This is a genomic window from Elizabethkingia miricola, from assembly GCF_001675285.1.
In the GTDB taxonomy this organism is placed as follows: domain Bacteria; phylum Bacteroidota; class Bacteroidia; order Flavobacteriales; family Weeksellaceae; genus Elizabethkingia; species Elizabethkingia miricola.
In genome coordinates this window covers 424,190-443,877 of sequence record NZ_LSGQ01000001.1, presented here as the reverse complement: position 1 = coordinate 443,877, position 19,688 = coordinate 424,190, and the positions used below count along the sequence as shown (strand labels likewise).

Below are 19,688 nucleotides of genomic sequence, written 5' to 3'. Positions count from 1 at the left end.
ATGTCAAAAATTTTAGAAATAATAGATTTGAAACGGAACTTTGTAATGGGTGAGGAAACTGTCCATGCACTGAAGGGCGTAAGCTTTTCTGTAGATGAGGGTGAGTTTGTAACCATAATGGGAAGTAGTGGTTCGGGTAAATCTACAATGCTGAATATTTTGGGATGTCTTGATAAACCTTCGGAAGGAGACTATATTTTGGATGGTGTAAATATTAAGGAGCTAAGCAGGGATGAGCTGGCAAAGCTAAGAAACAGAAAAATAGGCTTTGTATTTCAGGCTTATAATCTTTTACCCAGAACAACAGCCAAAGAAAATGTAGAACTTCCGCTGTTATACAATCCCGAAGTTTCTGCAGAAGAAAGAAACCAGCGAGCAATAGAGGCACTTACGGCTGTAAAGCTGGAAAGCAGGATCGAGCATTTGCCTAATCAGATGTCGGGGGGGCAGCAACAAAGAGTAGCTATTGCAAGGGCGCTGGTAAATGAACCTGTTATGATTCTGGCAGATGAGGCTACAGGGAATCTTGATACCAGAACATCTTACGAGATTATGGCACTGATGCAGGAACTAAATAAAAATGGCAAGACAATCGTTTTTGTAACCCATGAACCGGATATAGCTTCTTTTAGCAGCAGAACAATAACACTAAGAGACGGGAAGGTAGTTAAAGACACGAAAAATCCGGAGGTGAGATCGGCTAAAGAAGCCCTCGAAAATCTTCCTGTAAATGACGATTATAAATAACAAACGGTAAAATGAACCTTGTAAACCTTTTTAGAATTGCATGGAAGGCCCTTCTCAGAAATAAGCTAAGAGCTTTCCTTACTATGCTGGGTATTATTATCGGTGTAGCTTCGGTTATAGCTATGACGGCTATAGGGGAAGGTTCTAAAAAAAGTATCAGCGATCAGCTGTCCTCCATGGGATCTAATATGATTACAATACGGCCAACCAGTAATGTAAATGTCTCTGGTGGAGCAAGGATTGGTGCTACCGGATTACAGTCCCTGAAACCAGCAGATGTTGATGCTATAGCAAAAGGAGCTTCTGATGTTTCTTATGTATCACCTGCAGTACAGACCAACGGACAATCGATAAGCGGAGCTAATAACTGGCCTACACAGTTACAGGGAGTTAATGCAGATTATTTTAATATAAGAGACTGGAATGTATCAGACGGAATGTTATTTACACCTAAGGATGTAACATCTTCCAATAAAGTTTGTCTTTTGGGACAAACAGTTGTGGGTAATCTTTTTCCTAATGGGGAAAGTCCTGTAGGAAGTATTATCCGTTTTAATAAAGTGCCGATGAAAGTAATTGGTGTGCTAGAAGCTAAAGGAGCAAACGCATTTGGGCAGGATCAGGATGATGTTATTATAGCACCGTTTAATACTGTTCAGAGAAGATTTTTAGGAATTACCTATGTGCAGACCATTTATGCTTCTTCTGCTACAGCAGATGTTTCGCAACAAGCCAGTGACGAAATATCACAAATATTGAGAAAGCAGCATAAACTAAATCCGGATGGCACCAATGATGACTTCAGTATACGTACACAAGCCGAATTAATCTCTACAATGGGGTCTACAAGTCAGTTGCTTACTGTATTGTTATCTGCTATTGCAGGAATTTCTCTTATTGTAGGCGGAATTGGTATTATGAACATTATGTATGTTTCCGTTACAGAGAGAACAAAAGAAATAGGTTTGCGTATGTCTATCGGAGCCAGAGGTAAAGATATATTGCTGCAGTTTCTTATAGAAGCTGTGCTGATAAGCCTTACAGGTGGGATTATTGGTGTAATATTAGGAATTGCAGTCTCAGAGATTGTTACTGTATTTCTTGCATGGCCTACTTATATTACTGAATCTTCAATTCTTATTTCATTCTTTGTATGTGCGGTTACCGGTGTTTTCTTCGGTTATTATCCTGCCCAAAAAGCTTCGCGCCTGGATCCTATAGATGCATTGAGGTACGAATAATAAGATTTTATTTCTTTCTGATGAGGAATAATCCTATAAAGGTTAGCAATCCATTGATAAGCAATAGTTCTAATCCTATTTTAAAATCTCCGAAAATCTGCTCCTGATACTTGTCTATAAAATAACTGATCACAGGTGCTGCAATACATACATAAGGAACCAAATGGTCTTTGACTTTGTATTTTGTGAATATTCCGAAGACGAATAAACCTAATAGTGGTCCGTATGTAAAGCCTGCTAATTTCAAGATTATCCCGATCATGGAACTGTCATTAATCCATTTAAAGACAAGTACCATAATAAGGAAAGATATGGCAACAATAATGTGTACTCTTTTTCTTACTTTTTCCTGCTTTTTTTCTTCCCAGCCTTTGTTTTTAATATTCAGAATGTCAATACAGAAAGAGGAGGTTAGGGCTGTCATAGCACCATCTGCACTTGGAAATAAAGCGGAGATTAAGGCAATAATAAAGATAACAGAAATTACAGGAGACATATGCTCCAGGGCTATAGCCGGAAACAAGCCATCTCCAACAGCTGCAACATTTTCTCTGGCGCCATACAGATGTAATAATCCACCCATATAAAGGAAAAGTCCAATAACCACAAGCATAATAAAACCAAGGCTTACCATATTTTTCTGAGAGTCTTTCAGGTTGGTCACAGAAAGGCTTTTCTGCATCATTTCCTGGTCTATACCCGTCATGGTTATCGTAATAAAAGCGCCGGCAATAATCTGTTTAATAAAGAAATTCTTCTCCATAGGATCTGTACCGAATATTTGAGTATAACCCTTTTCATGCATTGCTGTAAAGCTTTCACCTACACTTAGCCCCATATGAGAAAGCATATAAATTGTGCAGATAATTAATCCGCCCAGCATGCAGGAAGTTTGGAGTGTATCTGTCCATACAATAGTTTTTACACCACCTTCATAGGTGTACAGGATAATCATTCCAAGGATAATAATAGTTGTAGCAATAAAAGGAACACCTAGTTTATCCAGAATTGTCATCTGCAGGATATTAACAACAAGATAAAGCCTCGCAGTAGCACCTACTAAACGGGAAATAATGAAAATTGTAGCTCCGGTTTTTTCGGATAATTTTCCCATTCGCTGTTGCAGGTAACTGTATATAGAGGTGAGTTTTAAACGGTAGTAGAGTGGAAGAAGTACATAAGCGATAATAATATAGCCTATAAGATATCCCAGTGTAATCTGTAAGTAGCCAAAATTATCTTTACCAACGGCACCTGGTACGCTCACAAATGTAACACCGGATAAAGAGGTACCAATCATCCCGAAGGCAACAAGCATCCAGTTGCTGTTACGGTTTCCGATAAAAAAACTTTCATTATTACTTCCCTTTCCGGTTCTGTACGAAACGTAGAGTAAAATAGCGAAATAGGCGAAAACAATTAATAACAGTACAACTGGTGACATTAATGAAATTTTAAATTTCACAAATGTAGTTTTTTTTGAATATACAGACGAAGAACTTTAAAATGAAATAAATAAATGCTCTGGAGTTACCATTAATTCACTTAAAATTGAAATAGTTTAAAAATGTTTATGATATTAATATAAAAAAATATATTTTAGTAAAGTTTTAAAATTGTAGATCTTATATATTTGGATTTATAATAATTAACTCAACAACCAATCTAAAATAAAATATTATGAAAAATTTAAAAAAACTTTCCAGAGAAAATCTGAGATCTGTTGCCGGAGGTTTGCGTAGTTGCATGGATGGCTGTGGACCAGGAGAATGTTGTTCAAATGGGGCTTGCAGACGAGGACCTAATACAGGGCCAAGACCATATCTTTGTGATCCACCAATCCTTGACTAAATCTTTAACTAATAAAATAGCCAGAACTTATTCTGGCTATTTCATTTATGCTAACTGTATATTAAAGTTTTCATCAAGTGACAGAGTACCTTCTTTCAGGTCTGCAGGATGCTCTGAGAAACCTTTTAGTTTAGACGTCTTTCCTTTTGAAACTAAATCTTGTATTTGTTTTTCGGTAATTTTCTTACCAAACAAAATGAAAGGAACTTTGAAACCACAATTTTTAAAATCGGAACAGCCAATAGCAGTTTTGCCTTTCATCAAGTGCTGATCTTTACATTTAGGGCACTTTTCCTGCTCCCATTCAATAACTGTACTTTTTCTCGGAGCTCTTTCTTTTTTCTCTTTAACTTCCGGGATCTGGTGTAGCGATATCACCTTGGCTTTTTCATTAATAACTTTCCGGGTAAGATCTGTAACCATTTGAATCAGTTCTTCCTTGAAATGGTTGGCCTCATATGTTCCGCTTTCTATTTTTCGTAATTTAAATTCCCATTCCCCCGTAAGTTCGGGACTTTTCAGAAGTTCATCCTCAATAGTATCAATAAGTTCTATACCTGTTGTAGTTGCGTATAGGTTCTTTTTCTTTTTGTCAATATATTTTCTTTTGAAGAGCGTTTCAATAATATTCGCACGGGTAGAAGGTCTCCCGATACCATTGTTTTTCATTAATTCGCGTAACTCTTCATCCTCAACCTGCTTTCCTGCAGTTTCCATAGCCCGTAGCAATGTAGCTTCGGTATAGGGTTTTGGAGGTGATGTTTTTCCCTGATGAATCATTGGAATATGCTCTCCACTTTCGCCAACTTTAAACTCAGGAATATTTTGCTCTTCTTCTTTATTTTTTTCAGAGCTTTCCTTTTTATCCTTGGCATAAACAATTCGCCAGCCGGGTTCCAATATCTGCTTTCCGTTTGCTTTGAAAGGTATGGTACCAACTTTTCCTTCTACCAATGTATTGGATATTTTACATTCCGGGTAGAATACCGCAATAAATCTTCGGGCTACCAGATCATAGATAAGTTTCTCTTCCTTACTCAGGTTTTGTGAAGGTGGTACCTCTGTCGGAATAATTGCGTGGTGATCCGTTACCTTGGTATCATCGAATACCGTTTTGGACATAGGTATAGGCTGTGATAGTAAAGATTCTGTATATTCTCTGTAAAAATGCATACTGCGCAGAATACCGCCAATTTTGGGATATAAACTTTCAGATAAGTAGGTGGTATCTACACGTGGATAGGTAGTATGCTTTTTTTCGTATAGACTCTGGATATACTTCAGTGTGCTTTCTGCGGAGAAGCCATATTTTCTATTGGCTTCCACCTGTAATCCGGTAAGGTCAAAAAGACGCGGGTTCTTTTCTTTTCCCTCTTTAATTTCAAATGAAACGATTTCAAAAGGATGCTGCTTCAGATATTCCAGCCCTTTTTCTGCTTTTTCCTGCGTTTTTAAACGATCGATAGCCGCATTAAATAATACTTCCCGATAAGTCGTTTTCAGTTCCCAGTATTCCTCCGTTTGGAAAGCATCTATTTCTTTTTGTCGCTGTACCAGCATAGCCAGTGTTGGAGTTTGTACCCTCCCGATAGAAAGAACAGCCTTGTTTCCACCAAATTTCTTGGTAAATAATCGGGTTGCATTTATGCCCAACAGCCAGTCTCCTATAGCACGGGCATTGCCGGCAAGATATAGGTTTTTATAGTCTTCAGCTGGCTTAAGGCTTGCAAAGCCTTCTTTTATAGCATCTTCGGTAAGTGAAGAAATCCATAATCTTTTTACCGGTTTATTGCATTTTGCTTTTTGTAATACCCATCTTTGTATCAATTCTCCTTCCTGGCCGGCATCACCACAGTTTATTACTTCTTCACAGTCGCCGACTAATTTTTCAATAACCTTAAATTGTTTTTGTACACCGCCATTGGAAATAAGTTTTATACCAAAATTTTGCGGGATGATTGGAAGAAAAATTAAATTCCAGGATTTGTACTGGGGACCGTAATCATGAGGCTCTTTAAGTGTGCATAAATGACCAAAGGTCCAGGTTACCCAGTAGCCATTGCCTTCAAAATAACCCTGCATAGGAGTATTAGCACCTAATACTTTGGCGATATCTTTAGCTACACTTGGTTTTTCGGCAATACACAACTTCATGAGAGTCAATTAAGGGGATGCAAATTTCCGTATTTTTTCCAGAACTTTTAGCTCCATTAGGGCGGAAAAATACGGAAATTTATTTTAACTACTCATTATGAGTTACTCACAAACTGATTTATTTTTGAAAAATAAGATTCCCTTCATGGATTAGAGAATGAACGGGAGCCATCCTGGAAACCGCTTCAGCAGAACAGCTGGCATCTACCAAAACAATATTGGCAGCTGCTCCGGCTTTTGGCCACTGCATATTTCCTTTATCATCCAGAGGGGTAATATTTTGGGTTGCCAGTTTTAGCATTCTGGAAAGATTGTATTCGGTTCCGTAACCATAGAGTTCGGCAGCCAGTTTTGCTTTTTGAAGCATATTGCCTGAACCAAAGGTTCCCCAATGATCCTGTACATTATCATTACCGATTAATAGATTTACACCATGCTTCATTAGGGTAGGAATAGGCATAATAGTATTTTTGAATGGTATAGAAGAGGCGATTCCCACTTGTGCTGCTGCCAGTCGCTCCGCTATTTTCTCTGTTTCAGCAGAAGAAAGATGTCCTAATGCAAAGGCATGACTCACAAATGTCTTGCCTCTCAGTTCCGGATTTTCCAGTGCTTTATTAATCAAAAATTCTATTGTTTTTATTCCCGATTCTCCCGTCTCATGAAGGTGGATGTCTATTCCTTTATGGTTATCCAAAGCCAGTTGTACAATAAAATCCATTTGCTTTTCAATGCTACCGTCTATGCTGAAAGGATCTAAGCCGCCAATAAAATCAACACTTTTTAGCTGAGCGACATCTTTCATTAAAGAGGCTGTATTGGTATAGTATATACCATGTTGAGGAAAGGCCACTAATTCTGCCTGAAAAGAATCTTTTTTGTTCTTTAATGCCAGTTCCAGATGTTCCAGAGATTTTAATCCGGAAGTAGGGTCTACATTAAAATGTGTTCTGGCATAATGAGTGCCATAAGATTGTGTAAACGCTATCAGTTTTTCTGCACGTTCTGTAGAAGTCTTTAGTAATTCAGGGATAATTTTTTGTTCATAGGCAATCATATCCTTTACGGTTCTTCTGGTTTGCGAAACGGCTTTCCATGGTAGTCCGAATAATGTTTTGTCGATATGAATATGCATATCCTTAAATGCAGGAAGCATCAGACGCTTTTTGGCATCTATAGCTTTTGCATGAGGATTGTTGGGGGTAACAGCCTTTATTATATTGTTTTCAATTTCTACGCAGAAAAGATCTGTTTTAGTTCTGATAACCTCTTTCTGATCATATTCAAAGCCGGTTTCTAAAAGAACGTTTTTTAAAGTATAATTATTTGTTTGTGACATAGGAATGTAATTAACAATGACAAAGTTATTACACCCAGCTTTTGCGGAAGGTGTACAGATTATGCTTTGTGGTGTATAATTTATTTCTTCTCCTTGAACTGTGAAGGAGTCATTTCGGTATGCATCTTGAAAAACTTGGAAAAGCTGGCGTGGTCATAAAAACCTAGCTCGTATACAATTTCTTTTACAGATATATCAGTAGACATCAAGAGTCTTTTGGCCTCTAATAAGGTACGGTTCTGGATGATCGATGATGCAGATGTATTCAGGTGCTTTTTGCAGATAATGTTGAGGTAATTAGGGGAGATACTTAGCTTGTCTGCATAAAAGTTAACAGAACGTTCCTGTCTGAAAAACTGATCCGTTAGATCAAGAAATTTTGATAACAGAGGGGAGGAACTGTATATTTTAAAATCATTAAAAATACCCTCAGCAATCCGGCTAAGAATAAGTGCAATAAGTTTGCAACGGGTGCTGATAACATCCCATAGAATAGGTGTTGTTTCCAATTCTTTGCGGATAGCACTGAATTCATAGAGCAGTGTTCTGAATTCTTCTTCTGAAATACTGATAACAGGATGTTTATGGTAATAAGCCAGTGGGAAACGCAGTGAAGGAGACATTCCTTCAAATAAAGTTCGGCCTATCATAAGCTGATAACCTATAGTCTCTGGTTTTATTTTCCATTGGTGTACCTGCTCCGGAAATAAAAGATGAACCTGATAATCTGATAAAGAATAGTCGATAAAATCTATATTGTGAACACCTTCACCATTTTTGAATAACAGAATAATAAAAAAATCGTGTTTATGGGGAGAGTCAATAGATCTCTCTCCATGCAATTCATGGAAGAGTAAATCACAATCGGCAGGAATTCCCTGATTGAACTCCTGAATACCTAATACAGGAAAATGATCGGACTGATCATTCATATGCGCTATTTTATTTTTAAAAATAGTGATTTTTTATAGTATTTAGTGATATTTTTATGTTGAATTGTGATATGTATGAATCTTAAAATCCACGCAGAAACATGATTTATACAATATCAATCTAAACTGTCTCAGTATTTCTGCATGGATGAAAAAAACTTTAGAATATCACATTCAGGAGAATTCTAAGATTCGAGTATTTTAACAATTTCTTTAAAACCTAAAGATTTTGCGTGTTGCAAAGGAGTTCTTCCGTCATGATCCGGAATAGTAAGATCGGCCCCGGCATCTTTTAATATCTGTACTGTCTGCTGATGTTTTATACCACCGTTACCCAAAATCACAGCTTCCATTAAAGCTGTCCAGCCTAATCTGTTGACATGATTTATAGGGAAGTTTTTTGTATTAGCCAATACTCTTACTGTTTCTACATGTCCGCGTTCACTGGCCGGAATAAGTGCTGTTCCGTAGTATCGGTTAAAAATATCAAAACGGGCACCATGAACGAGGTATAATTTTACAAGCTCAGTTTGTCCGGTAGCTCCGGCATACAAAAAAGGGCTGTCTAACTTATCATCCTGCTGATTGACATTCGCACCATACCGAACCAGTAATTTAGCGGTATCTGTTGCTCCGGAAATAGTGGCGATGAGTAGCAAAGAGCGCTTGTTTTGATCTACTGTATTAACGTTAATTCCTTCTTTTAAGGCTTTTTCAAATAGTTCTGGCTGATTATTTTTGACAGCGTCTGTAATATGTATTGATATGCTTTCCACTTTATCTTCTCTTACCTGAGAGTGGCAGTTACTTAGAATGCCAAAAGAAAGCAAAAAAAGAATGACTCTCATATATTTTATTTTACTGATGACTAAAAAACAACATTTCCCTGATGGATTAGAGATTTTACCGGTGATATTCTGGATACAGCTTCTGCGGAGCAGCTGGCGTCTACAAGTACAACATCCGCTGTATCTCCAGCTTTAGGCCATTGTTGTGTACCTTTATCATCCAGAGGTAATATATTGTAAGTTGCCAGTTTTAAACTTCTGGAAAGTAAAAACTCTGTTGAATAGCCATAAAGCTGGGCCATAAGGTTTGCTTTTTGCAAAACGCTTCCGCTTCCCCATGTATTCCAGTGGTCTATGATGCTGTCGTTTCCGGTACCAATGTTTACACCGTATTTATATAATGTAGGTATAGGCATAATCAGTCCTCCGAAAGGAATTGTGGACATAATACCGATCTTTGCATTAGCCAGTTTTTCAGCGATTTCTTCCTGTTTAACTTTGTCCAGTTTTGCCAGAACAAAACAATGACTCAAAAAAGTTTTGCCTTTCAATACAGGATTTTCATTTACCTTGTTAATCAGATATTCCACTGTTTTCAGACCCGATTCTCCTGTTTCATGCAAATGGATGTCAATTCCTTTGTTGTGATCTAAAGCCAGCTGGACTGTAAAGTCCATAGTTTTTTCAATCTGTCCGTCTACATTGTATGGATCAACACCTCCGATATAATCTATATCCATTTGAGCGGCTTCCTTCATCCATGGTGCAGAATCTGTATAGTAAACACCATGTTGTGGAAAAGCAACAAGTTCCGCTCCAAAAGTAGCTTTCTTGTTGTCCAAAGCTTTTTGCAGATTTTTCAGCGATTCAAGTTTGGATGTTGGTTCTATGTTTACATGGCTTCTGGCATAGGATGTACCACAAGATTGAAGCAGTTCAATAAGTTTTTCGGCATGGTACGTAGATGTTTTCAGCATCTCAGGTAAGATCTGCTGTTCCAGAGCAATCATACCCTTTACACCACCTTGTCTCTTTCTTACAGCCTGCCACGAACCTCCATAAAAAGTTTTATCCAGATGGATATGCATATCTTTAAATGCCGGAAGCATAAGAAGACCTTTCGCATCAATAGCTTTTGCAGAAGGATTATTTGGAGTGACAGCTTTTATTTTTCCGTTGGCAATTTCTACACAGAATAATCCGGTTTTAGTTGCTACAACTTCATTTCCATCGTATTCGAATCCGGTTTCCAGTCTTACATTTTTCAGCATTATATTTTTTGCTCCTTTCAATGTTTTGTCATTAGTAAGGCTAAAAGGACTAGCTGCCAATAAGCCCGGGCTTATTGCTAAACCAGCGACAGCTAAAGCTGAACTTTTAATAAAATCTTTACGGGTAATACCGGAAGCATTCATGATACTAAAATTTTAATAGCAAAAATACCAATTGATCTGGCGGTATAGATGTAGTTATTATATGATTGTCTGTATAAATTATAACTTTGGGAGTGTTCCTGTAAAATCAAATTCCTTATAATTCCATAGTCAACAAGATCATGTCTGTACACTCAATGCCATTTTCCCATATTGGTTCGGGATAATTATCCTTAAAGAAATTCTTTTTAATATCTGTAATTCTGAATCCATATTTCTGATACAGGTAAAGTTGTCCTGTACTCGAGTTTCCAGTGCCTATAACGAGCTTTTTGTAGAATTTATTTTTAGCTTTTAGAATGGCATCTTTTAATAACTGTCCTCCGATTCCCTGGTTTTGAAATTTTTTGTGTACTGCTATATTTTTAATTTCTGTAGTTTCAGAATCCCATGGGAGAAGTACATAACATCCGATAATTTCATTATTATCTTTTGCAAGGTAAAGCTGTCCGGATGCAATGTATAGGTCAATTAATTCTTTTGACGGATCAGCAAGTAATAAAAGATCATAGGGAATTGGTGTTCCGGGTGTATATGGATGTATTGTGATGCTTTCTTTCAAGGCTTCTAGATTTAAAAAAATAAAAAACTAAGATAGGAAATAATAAACTCATAAACAGATCATATTCCCAGTGTTTATCCGGTATTCTTACTATTGCGTATTAATTATTTACAATAATGGTTTTATGATATTTATATCGAAAAATATCTATAATTATATGTATCTTGAAGGATAAATAAATACTTTTTGGGAATAATGTTTGCAATGATGTAAATGTTAAAATAGAACATGGGATCCGATAAGGAAAGTTTTTTTAAATATGGGTGTTTAGGCTTTTTTTTGTTATGTTTTGTATTGAGTTGTAATAAGCAGTCGAAACAATTTTCAGAAGAAAGTTTTGATAAAACTTTGCTTAAAAAAAACGAACAACTGCGTATTTCAGGTGATTATAAAAATCTGGTAAAGCTTAATAAGGATTACCTTACCAAAGCAGAAAAAGAACAATATAGAGCGGGAGAAGCTTTATGCTATATCAATATAGCCAATATGTATTCTACAATTGGCAATTACAAAAATGGATTTCAGTATATCCGCAAAGCAGACGATATTATTGCAGATAATAAACATGCTCCGCTTAGTGCTAAATTGTATCAGGAATATGGCCAGCTGAATAAAGTTATTGGGCTTCATGATAATGCCCTGACATATAATGGTAAGGCATTATATTTTTTGAAAAAATCTTCTGTTGAAGATCAGAAAAGTTATTTTTTGGGTAGGGTATATGCAAACAGAGCGGATTTTATGTACGTTAAAGAGCGTCCGGACTCTTCTCTGGTTTATTTCCACCGGGCACTGAATATAGAACGGAGTCCATTATATCTGGCACTTATTGCCAAACATCACTTACAATATACAGGACGCAAAGATTCAGCTGACACTTATCTAAAAGAGGCCCTGATAAAGCTAAATGGAACTCCGGAAAAAACTTCGGAACGGGGAATGGTTTATCAGACTTCAGGGCAATATTATGATGCTATAAGCAATCCTAAAGAAGCTTTAAACTATTATGAAAAAGCTTTGTCAATGTATACAGCTACCAACAGAATTTATCAAATTCCTTTTATCTATCAGTCTATAGCAAAGGTTTATGAAAAGCTTGGTGAAACTGAAAAAGAACATGATTTTATTATTAAATATACAAAGGCCAATGATAGTCTGAATTTAAAACAGAATGAAATACTTAATCAGTCGATAGAAAAAATGCTTACAGATAAAGATAAAGAATTAAAGACTGATAAAAACAGAACATTCTTTTATGTTTTCGGATTAGTGGCGCTAAGTTTTATTGTATCCATGTATATCTATAAACGCAACAGAAAATTATTACTGAAAAAATATGCGGATAAAGATGGTTGGGGAGAATCTAGGAATATAATGGCGGATGGGAATATCTTTGAAGAGCTGGTTGCTTTGGCAAAGCAGAATGATTCTACTTTCCTTACCCGATTTCAGGAAGTATACCCTAAATTTATAGATAATCTGCTTAAAATAGATCCAGGTCTTGTAAGTTCTGAGCTTGCTTTTTGTGCAATGATTAAATTAAATTTCTCCTCCAAGGAAATTGCAAACTATACATTTATTCAGCACAAATCGGTACAACAGAAAAAACACAGACTCAGAAAAAAACTAAATGTACCGACAGATCAGGATCTGTATGTGTTTTTTCAGGATTTGGACTGATGATTTTCAATTTATTGAAAACCATGATGTTGTAAAGTATGAGGTATGTATGTAGTACTCGTTTTTTTGATGATTATTACTAATTATTATAATATTTGCATTCTTGAAAACACATTTGACGAAAGAATAGCTGTCGTATAAAATCTCAAAATAAACATTTTACCAAATTGTAATTTCGGATAAAGACGGCTATTTTTGCAAACGATAAAAACACAAATAATATATTTTAAACAAACAATAATGAAAAAAACAGCATCTGTCTTATTGATAGCAGCCCTTACTGTAATGTCTTGTCAAAGCAAAAAAAAAATTTCGGATAAAGAAATAACGAAAGAAACAGGAATGAATATGAAAGTTCCCTTTACATTAGCTAAAAACTATTTTATCAAAAATACACTGGAAGATAAACCTGCTTTTGTAGAGAAAATTACAAATGAAGAAGGATTTGAGAAGTTTTTTGGTGCAGCGGCAACCATGAGCAACATGCCTACAAAAATTGATTTTTCCAAGCAATATGTTATTGCTGTAATTAATCCTTCTACAGATATGCTGACAAGCCTGAATATGCCAACACTTTCTAAAAGCGGGGATATAATCACATTAGCTTATGAAGAAAAAGTAGAAGGAAAACAAAGCTATTCAATGAGACCTTGTCTTATCCTTGTGGTAGATAACCAATATCAGGGAGAGATTAAAACGGTTAAGAAATAAACCTTCAAACAGAAAACAACATCATAGATCAAATTAAAGCGCAACCTTGTAAGGTTGCGCTTTGGTGTTGATTGAAATATCTGTGATTGTTAGTAACTTACTTCATGTACTTTTACAGCACGTCCACTTGGGTCGTTCATTTTTTTGAAAGCTTCATCCCATTCCAAAGCTACAGGAGTAGAGCAGGCAACAGATGGTACAGATGGTACCGTTTGTGAAGCACTGTCGCTAGGGAATAATTCTGTAAATATACTTCTGTAACGGTATTCTTCCTTGCTCATAGGTGTGTTAATAGGGAAGCGGTATTTTGCGTTTGCCATCATTTCATCACTTACTTCATCCTCTGCAATTTGCTTCAGTGTATCGATCCAGCTATAGCCGACACCATCACTAAATTGCTCTTTTTGTCTCCAGGCAATGCTTTCCGGTAATATATCTTCAAAAGCCTTTCTCAGAACCCATTTTTCCATTCTTTCAGGTGTTATCATTTTGTCCTGAGGGTTAATTGTCATAGCAATATCCATGAATTCTTTATCCAGGAATGGTACACGACCTTCAATACCCCATGCCATTAGGGATTTGTTTGCACGAAGGCAGTCGTAAAGGTGAAGTTTGCCCAGCTTTCTTACGTTTTCTTCATGGAATGCCTGAGCGCTTGGTGCCTTATGGAAATAAAGATAACCACCGAATAGTTCATCAGAACCTTCCCCGGATAATACCATTTTAATTCCCATAGATTTTATAACTCTTGCCAGAAGATACATAGGAGTGGAAGCTCTGATAGTTGTTACGTCATAAGTTTCCAGATGGTAAATAACATCGCGGATTGCATCCAGTCCTTCCTGAATAGTATATTTTACTTCGTGGTGTACTGAACCTATATGATCCGCAGCTTTCCTTGCTGCTGCAAGATCCGGAGATCCTTCTAATCCAACGGCAAAACTGTGTAAGCGTGGGTACCATGCTTCCTGCGTATCGCCACTTTCGATTCTTTTAGAGGCAAATTTAGCTGTTACAGCAGCGATAATTGTGGAATCCAATCCGCCGGATAAAAGAACACCATACGGAACATCGCTCATCAGCTGGCGGTGTACTGCATCCTCTAATCCTTTTCTAAGGGCTGTTATATCCGTAGGATTATCTTTTACTGTATCAAAGCTTTCCCAATCTCTTGAGTACCATAGCTGATATTCTTCACCATCTTCACTATACAACAGGTGTCCCGGTTTAAATTCTTCAATTTTGTTGCAAACGCCTTCCAAAGCTTTAAGCTCCGAAGCTACATAGAAGTTTCCATGTGCATCCCACCCACGGTATAAAGGGATAATTCCCATATGATCGCGGCTGATAAGATAAGTGCCTTTTTCTATATCATATAATGCAAAAGCAAATATACCATTCAGTTTTTCTAAGAAATCTTTTCCGTATTTCTGATAAAGTGCTAAAATTACTTCACAATCAGATTGTGTAAGGAATTCGTACTCCGGAAATTCTTTTCTTAGTTCCAGGTGGTTATAGATCTCGCCGTTTACTGCTAAAACAAGATTTCCGTCTTTAGAGAAAAGAGGCTGTTTCCCTGAAGTAGGATCTACAATTGCCAGTCTTTCATGAGAGAAAATTACTTTTTCGTCCTGAAAAATACCTGACCAGTCTGGCCCACGGTGTCTGATTTTTTTAGACATTTCCAGTACCTGAGGTCTTAATGTTTCTGTTTTTTGTTTTGCATCAAATAAGCATACTATCCCGCACATTTTCTTATGTTTTTAAATTTTAATTCATTTTATTAATGCAAATATGCGATTCGATTATTTTTTAAACAAATAAAAATATTTGATTAAGAAAAATATGCTTAAATTAATTTTATAGTAGGATTTTTTTAAGAATCATAAAAAAGAATCCCATCCTAACCGAAAAAAATTAAGATGGGAAAATGTTAGATTTATATGTCAATGGTCAATGAATGAATGTTCAATTAGGTTAATGTGTCAATGAGTGAATATATAATCTTTTGTAAATTCACCTATTCACCTATTCACCTATTCACCTATTCACCTATTCGCTATTCCTGACCTAAAAGAACGCCTGAGACATTCCAAAAGCTTTGACTGCTTCCTTCCGGAGCTCCCTGCGGAATTTTAACCTGTATCGTATGTTTACCTGCTTTCAGGTTTCCTAAGTTGATATAAACTGGATTGGTTATAGTCCCGGGACACCAGTTGGAACGGCTGAGATCTGAAGAAGAAAGACCGTCCTCGAAGTTACCCGATGCCGGATTGAATAATCTGTAGGATCCACAATCTGTTCTCCATGGTGTAAAAGCATGTGCCAGTTTCCCATCCAGATAAATAGAATTTTCTTTTGGTACAAATTCATCACCTTCTCCCCAGCCACCGTGGCCGGTTGTAATATAACGTAACTGAGCATTTTTAAGATCTTTTGCCAAAATAAACTCAACTTCAACTCCTTTGTCAGAGCTAAACATAGTAGGATAGTCCTGACCAGCCATTTCCATTACATTGGTAGTATTGAAAACAGGCAGCACAAAGTTATTATTCACAATTTTCTGCTGATCCGGATGTATGCTTAATTCTAAACTTATCTGATGTCCGCCTTTATCGTAGTTCCCGATAAATGCTCCTACCAGTACCTCTTTTCCACTTAGTTGCGGACGAAGTTCGGTGATGTCCTGACGGTATGGTGTATTGTTGTGCCAATTTTTTCCTTTTAACTGAATCTTTTCATTGAAATGTCCAATTCCGAAAGGTGTGAAAAACCGCATTAATTCAATAAACGGGAGATAATCCGGAGTTAAGGCAACGCCCTGATAGGACTTACCATTTCCGTTCTGGTATACCGGAAGTGATTTTACACCTTGGGTTAAACCTGTATAATAAGATATAGCTCTTTCCTGTGGAATTATAAATACATCTCCGGTTCGGTCGTACGCATCACCATTAGATTTTTGTTTCAGTTCTACAAAGATTGTATTGCCTTGTTTAATTTCCGGAATTTTTACTTTTTTCAGAATAATTGTTCCGTTACCGAAGCGCTGAATAACCTGATCAGATTTAGAGGCATCGCTAAAATTAATAGTTTCATTTTCAAAAACAGGAATGGTGATAAATCTGCTTTTCCAGATCATGTCTTTGTAAGTAAGCGCATCTTTTTCAGTAATATTCTTCCCATTGAATAAAACCTGATCGTCCAGTGATTTTATTTTTTTTACTGAAGTTGCTTCAACAATTGAACTTCCGTTTCTCACCGTCTTTAATACCAGGCCCAGATCCTGTCCCAGTATACTTGGGCCGCCCTTTACTTTGAGATCATTGGTATACCATACTTCTATAGTATTTGAATTTATGCTTGTTACAGCTTTCTTTACATTATAGCCCAGTATTTTCCCGGTTTCGGAAGTCGGCTTGAACTCCTGTTTAGCAAGAATTGTATTATCGCTTGTTTTTACAACTTCATTATTATTAAGAAAAGCAAACTGGCTAACTTCATTGTTTTTTCTGTTAATTTCATTAACCTCAAAAGGAAAATCAGCTTTTTTATTTTTTATTTTCTCATTGAATAATAGTGTTTTATCACTATTGGTAATGCTGATGATATGATTCTGATTAGGATTTATCTTCCCTTCGAATGAATTCTGATAAGTAATTTCATAAGTCTGGGCGAAAATCATCTGGGCACCTGTAATAAGGCTGCACAGTAAAATTTTTTGCATAAGATTAGTTTTCAACAAAGGTAAAGAAAATGCCCGAAGATGACTATTTACCAATCAGGATATAATAGGTCTTAGGAATATTAACACCATGAAAATGATTAGTGAGGCCATAAAATATGAAAATAGTAATGACAACTCCGGTGAGTAGAATTGTATTGGCCTGTACTAAAGGTTGTATGCCCAATATGTCATATTTCATCTTTTTAAGGTGTACTGCTGCAAGATGAGCAAAGAGAGAGAGAATAGCTAAGCCATAATACGGAACAAAAAATAAACTAAATGGGAGGTTATTAATTCCGGCTACTCCAAAATAAAAATTAGTATCCAGATGTAGTATAAATCTTCCTGTGAGTACTGCACTGACATGAATAATAAGAAATAAAGCCATGTAAATACCACTCCATACATGTATCTTTTCATAAAATGATCCGGCCTTATTCTTCTTAAGGATAAGTCTGATCCCTGAAATGATTTGGAAAATAACTGCAGTTAGTAATAAAACTTCAATCACAGGATTTCTGTAAATATTACGGAGTATATCCATAATTTCAATATGGAGAGAAATACTGAAAATACTACAAAAATGATTAAATAGATGGCCGCTGATGAAGATCAATAGCGTTAGTCCCGAAAAATAGTGAAGATCTTTCATTTATTTTTTCTCAAAAATCGGGAGTAATATCTACAGATTATTTGATTTATATCAAATGATATTCTTAGGATTTCTTATTCTGCTTAAGGTTTCAAGTGTAATCCCCAGATAGGATGCAATATAGGATAGTGGAATGCGGCGGAGAATCCCGGGTTGGGTGTTTATAAGGTTTTCATATTTATGTTGTGCATCTTCAAATTGCAGCGCACTAATGCGCTGCTGAAGTTTTATAAGGGTGTTGGTAATAACCTTTTTTTCAAGTCTTTCAAAAGCCCTGTATTTATCGGATAAATAATTTGCTGTGGCTCTACTGATCTCCAGAAGGACAGCGGGTTCTACAGAACTTATGGAAAATGTACTTGGGATATTCTGAAAAAAGCTATTGACAGAACAGATGAATTCGCCATTAAAGGCGAACCATTCTGTAACTTCTTTGCCGTTTTCTTTTATATAAAAAGCCCTGGCGCTGCCGGCAGCAACATAATAAGTTTTATCTGAATATTGACCGGTTTTTATAATTTCTTCTTCTTTGTCGAGTATAAGAATTTTGCATTTGGTAATCAATTCCTGAATACAATCCTCTGGTAATGCCACATAATGGCGCGTTATTTCATCAACAATTGAAGAAATATCGTGAGCCACTTAGGCTTTTCTTTGAATTAATGCCATATAGAAACCATCGTAACCATGACTAGGCATAATTTTTTCTTCACCGATTAGTTCGTATTCCGGATTCTTTTCAATAAAGTTCTTAGTCTGTAATGTGTTTTCAGAAGGAAGAATAGAACAAGTAGCGTATACCATTTGCCCGCCTTTCTTTATAATTTTAGAATAATCCTGAAGGATATTTTCCTGTTCCTTTTTTATTCTGTCTATAAAATCCTGATCAATTTTCCATTTACTATCCGGATTTCTTTTTAATACTCCTAAACCAGAACAAGGAGCATCTATCAATAATCTGTCTGCAGAGTTATGAAGTCTTTTGATCACTTTATTGTCATCAATAATTCTTGTTTCAATATTATGAGCACCAGCTCTTTTAGCTCTACGCTTAAGTTCAGCCAGTTTCCATTCGAATATATCAAGTGCAATAATCTGTCCTTTGTTTTTCATTAAAGCAGCAATGTGTAATGTTTTACCACCTGCACCTGCGCAGGCATCAACAACACGCATACCTTCTTTTACATCAAGGAATTTTCCGATTAACTGTGAAGAAGCATCCTGTACTTCAAACATTCCCTTTTTGAAGGCCTCAGTAAGGAAAACATTTTTCTTTTCTTCCAGTTCCACAGCATCTTCATAACCACGAACGGCGTGAGATTCTATTTCACTTTTCTGTAATTCTTCGATTAATTTTTCTTTTGTTGTCTTCAGAGTATTTACGCGAAGTACAGTTGGAGCAGGGTCATTTAATGCATCCATTTCTTTTTCCCAGTTGGCGCCTAATTCTTTCTCAAGAGTTTCAGCAAGCCATTCCGGAATTGAATATTGTACAGCTTTTGTAGGTACCGTTCCTTTCTTTAGTTTGTTAAGGATGTCGGCAATTTTAATACCTTCAAATTCTTCAAACTTTTTGTAATGAGTTTTTGTCCACAAAAGATATGCAAGAATCATTCTGTAAATGTTACCTGGTTTTGCACCTTCGCCCATATAATATTCAAGGCGTTTTTTCCAACGGATAATATTATAGAAAATCTCAGAAACAACAGCTCTGTCCTGGCTTCCCCATTTTCTGTGTGCTTTGAGAAGTCTCTCAATAACCTTGTCGGCATATTTATTTTTTTCGAAAAAGGTTTCCTGTAGTGCATCGTGGATGCCAATAAGTAGGTTTCTGTGAATAAGTTCCATAATTAGATCTGCAGTTTTGCACT

At 36.4% G+C, this 19,688-nt stretch carries 17 protein-coding genes; 5 read left to right on the top strand and 12 right to left on the bottom strand.

What is annotated here, in order from left to right; translation table 11 throughout:
- Together ATE49_RS02030 and ATE49_RS02025 are read left to right on the top strand one after the other, a co-directional pair.
- Complete coding sequence (locus ATE49_RS02030; RefSeq protein WP_065080866.1) at positions 1-747, top strand: ABC transporter ATP-binding protein; 747 nt, start codon at positions 1-3, stop codon at positions 745-747.
- Between the two features lie 11 nt (positions 748-758).
- A complete protein-coding gene (locus ATE49_RS02025) occupies positions 759-1,988 on the top strand; it encodes an ABC transporter permease (RefSeq protein WP_065080865.1) in 1,230 nt (409 codons plus the stop codon).
- Between the two features lie 7 nt (positions 1,989-1,995).
- Here ATE49_RS02025 and ATE49_RS02020 read toward each other — a convergent pair whose 3' ends face one another.
- Positions 1,996-3,432: a sodium:solute symporter gene (locus tag ATE49_RS02020; protein ID WP_065080864.1), complete on the bottom strand. Its 1,437-nt coding sequence runs from the start codon at positions 3,430-3,432 to the stop codon at positions 1,996-1,998.
- Positions 3,433-3,668: 236 nt separating this feature from the next.
- Here ATE49_RS02020 and ATE49_RS20090 point away from each other — a divergent pair, with 236 nt between their 5' ends.
- Positions 3,669-3,839 (top strand): bacteriocin-like protein, encoded by a 171-nt coding sequence (locus tag ATE49_RS20090; protein ID WP_155759286.1) that lies wholly within the window; start codon positions 3,669-3,671, stop codon positions 3,837-3,839.
- A gap of 45 nt (positions 3,840-3,884) precedes the next feature.
- Here ATE49_RS20090 and ATE49_RS02015 read toward each other — a convergent pair whose 3' ends face one another.
- The 6 genes from ATE49_RS02015 to ATE49_RS01990 all read right to left on the bottom strand — a co-directional run bounded on the left by ATE49_RS02015 (position 3,885) and on the right by ATE49_RS01990 (position 11,047).
- The gene (locus ATE49_RS02015) at positions 3,885-5,993 is read right to left on the bottom strand and encodes a type IA DNA topoisomerase (protein WP_065080863.1); all 2,109 of its coding nucleotides are present in this window, start codon (positions 5,991-5,993) and stop codon (positions 3,885-3,887) included.
- Positions 5,994-6,111: 118 nt separating this feature from the next.
- Positions 6,112-7,332, bottom strand: a complete 1,221-nt coding sequence (locus ATE49_RS02010; RefSeq protein WP_065080862.1) for an amidohydrolase — start codon at positions 7,330-7,332, stop codon at positions 6,112-6,114.
- Between the two features lie 80 nt (positions 7,333-7,412).
- Positions 7,413-8,264 carry a helix-turn-helix domain-containing protein gene (locus tag ATE49_RS02005; RefSeq protein WP_065080861.1) on the bottom strand — a complete coding sequence of 284 codons (852 nt, stop codon included), beginning with the start codon at positions 8,262-8,264 and terminating at the stop codon, positions 7,413-7,415.
- A gap of 185 nt (positions 8,265-8,449) precedes the next feature.
- Positions 8,450-9,112: an ankyrin repeat domain-containing protein gene (locus tag ATE49_RS02000; RefSeq protein ID WP_065080860.1), complete on the bottom strand. Its 663-nt coding sequence runs from the start codon at positions 9,110-9,112 to the stop codon at positions 8,450-8,452.
- A gap of 20 nt (positions 9,113-9,132) precedes the next feature.
- Positions 9,133-10,467 (bottom strand): amidohydrolase family protein, encoded by a 1,335-nt coding sequence (locus tag ATE49_RS01995; RefSeq protein ID WP_065080859.1) that lies wholly within the window; start codon positions 10,465-10,467, stop codon positions 9,133-9,135.
- 115 nt (positions 10,468-10,582) lie between these two features.
- The gene (locus ATE49_RS01990; protein ID WP_065080858.1) at positions 10,583-11,047 is read right to left on the bottom strand and encodes a GNAT family N-acetyltransferase; all 465 of its coding nucleotides are present in this window, start codon (positions 11,045-11,047) and stop codon (positions 10,583-10,585) included.
- A 348-nt stretch (positions 11,048-11,395) separates the two neighbouring features.
- Here ATE49_RS01990 and ATE49_RS01985 point away from each other — a divergent pair, with 348 nt between their 5' ends.
- Positions 11,396-12,727 carry a helix-turn-helix domain-containing protein gene (locus ATE49_RS01985; RefSeq protein ID WP_233174292.1) on the top strand — a complete coding sequence of 444 codons (1,332 nt, stop codon included), beginning with the start codon at positions 11,396-11,398 and terminating at the stop codon, positions 12,725-12,727.
- Between the two features lie 240 nt (positions 12,728-12,967).
- Positions 12,968-13,438, top strand: a complete 471-nt coding sequence (locus ATE49_RS01980) for a hypothetical protein (protein WP_065080856.1) — start codon at positions 12,968-12,970, stop codon at positions 13,436-13,438.
- Between the two features lie 89 nt (positions 13,439-13,527).
- Here the strand turns inward: ATE49_RS01980 and asnB are convergent, their stop codons facing one another.
- The 5 genes from asnB to ATE49_RS01955 form a co-directional block, all read right to left on the bottom strand.
- A complete protein-coding gene (asnB, locus tag ATE49_RS01975; protein ID WP_065080855.1) occupies positions 13,528-15,189 on the bottom strand; it encodes an asparagine synthase B in 1,662 nt (553 codons plus the stop codon).
- Positions 15,190-15,497: 308 nt separating this feature from the next.
- Positions 15,498-17,165: a PNGase F N-terminal domain-containing protein gene (locus ATE49_RS01970; protein WP_065080854.1), complete on the bottom strand. Its 1,668-nt coding sequence runs from the start codon at positions 17,163-17,165 to the stop codon at positions 15,498-15,500.
- Between the two features lie 43 nt (positions 17,166-17,208).
- Positions 17,209-17,709 carry a hypothetical protein gene (locus tag ATE49_RS01965; protein ID WP_221407059.1) on the bottom strand — a complete coding sequence of 167 codons (501 nt, stop codon included), beginning with the start codon at positions 17,707-17,709 and terminating at the stop codon, positions 17,209-17,211.
- Between the two features lie 159 nt (positions 17,710-17,868).
- Positions 17,869-18,459 (bottom strand): Crp/Fnr family transcriptional regulator, encoded by a 591-nt coding sequence (locus ATE49_RS01960; protein ID WP_065080852.1) that lies wholly within the window; start codon positions 18,457-18,459, stop codon positions 17,869-17,871.
- Entirely contained in the window at positions 18,460-19,665 is a 1,206-nt protein-coding gene (locus ATE49_RS01955; protein WP_034866040.1) for an RsmB/NOP family class I SAM-dependent RNA methyltransferase, read from the bottom strand.
- Between the last annotated feature and the right edge of the window lie 23 nt (positions 19,666-19,688).

Coding starts and splice junctions, on each gene's coding strand:
- ATE49_RS01965 (WP_221407059.1), bottom strand. CDS start 17,709: ATGGATATACTCCGTAATATTTACAGAAATCCTGTGATTGAAGTTTTA.
- ATE49_RS02015 (WP_065080863.1), bottom strand. CDS start 5,993: ATGAAGTTGTGTATTGCCGAAAAACCAAGTGTAGCTAAAGATATCGCC.
- ATE49_RS02030 (WP_065080866.1), top strand. CDS start 1: ATGTCAAAAATTTTAGAAATAATAGATTTGAAACGGAACTTTGTAATG.
- ATE49_RS02025 (WP_065080865.1), top strand. CDS start 759: ATGAACCTTGTAAACCTTTTTAGAATTGCATGGAAGGCCCTTCTCAGA.
- ATE49_RS02020 (WP_065080864.1), bottom strand. CDS start 3,432: ATGTCACCAGTTGTACTGTTATTAATTGTTTTCGCCTATTTCGCTATT.
- asnB (WP_065080855.1), bottom strand. CDS start 15,189: ATGTGCGGGATAGTATGCTTATTTGATGCAAAACAAAAAACAGAAACA.
- ATE49_RS01980 (WP_065080856.1), top strand. CDS start 12,968: ATGAAAAAAACAGCATCTGTCTTATTGATAGCAGCCCTTACTGTAATG.
- ATE49_RS02010 (WP_065080862.1), bottom strand. CDS start 7,332: ATGTCACAAACAAATAATTATACTTTAAAAAACGTTCTTTTAGAAACC.
- ATE49_RS01970 (WP_065080854.1), bottom strand. CDS start 17,165: ATGCAAAAAATTTTACTGTGCAGCCTTATTACAGGTGCCCAGATGATT.
- ATE49_RS02000 (WP_065080860.1), bottom strand. CDS start 9,112: ATGAGAGTCATTCTTTTTTTGCTTTCTTTTGGCATTCTAAGTAACTGC.
- ATE49_RS02005 (WP_065080861.1), bottom strand. CDS start 8,264: ATGAATGATCAGTCCGATCATTTTCCTGTATTAGGTATTCAGGAGTTC.
- ATE49_RS01995 (WP_065080859.1), bottom strand. CDS start 10,467: ATGAATGCTTCCGGTATTACCCGTAAAGATTTTATTAAAAGTTCAGCT.
- ATE49_RS01955 (WP_034866040.1), bottom strand. CDS start 19,665: ATGGAACTTATTCACAGAAACCTACTTATTGGCATCCACGATGCACTA.
- ATE49_RS20090 (WP_155759286.1), top strand. CDS start 3,669: ATGAAAAATTTAAAAAAACTTTCCAGAGAAAATCTGAGATCTGTTGCC.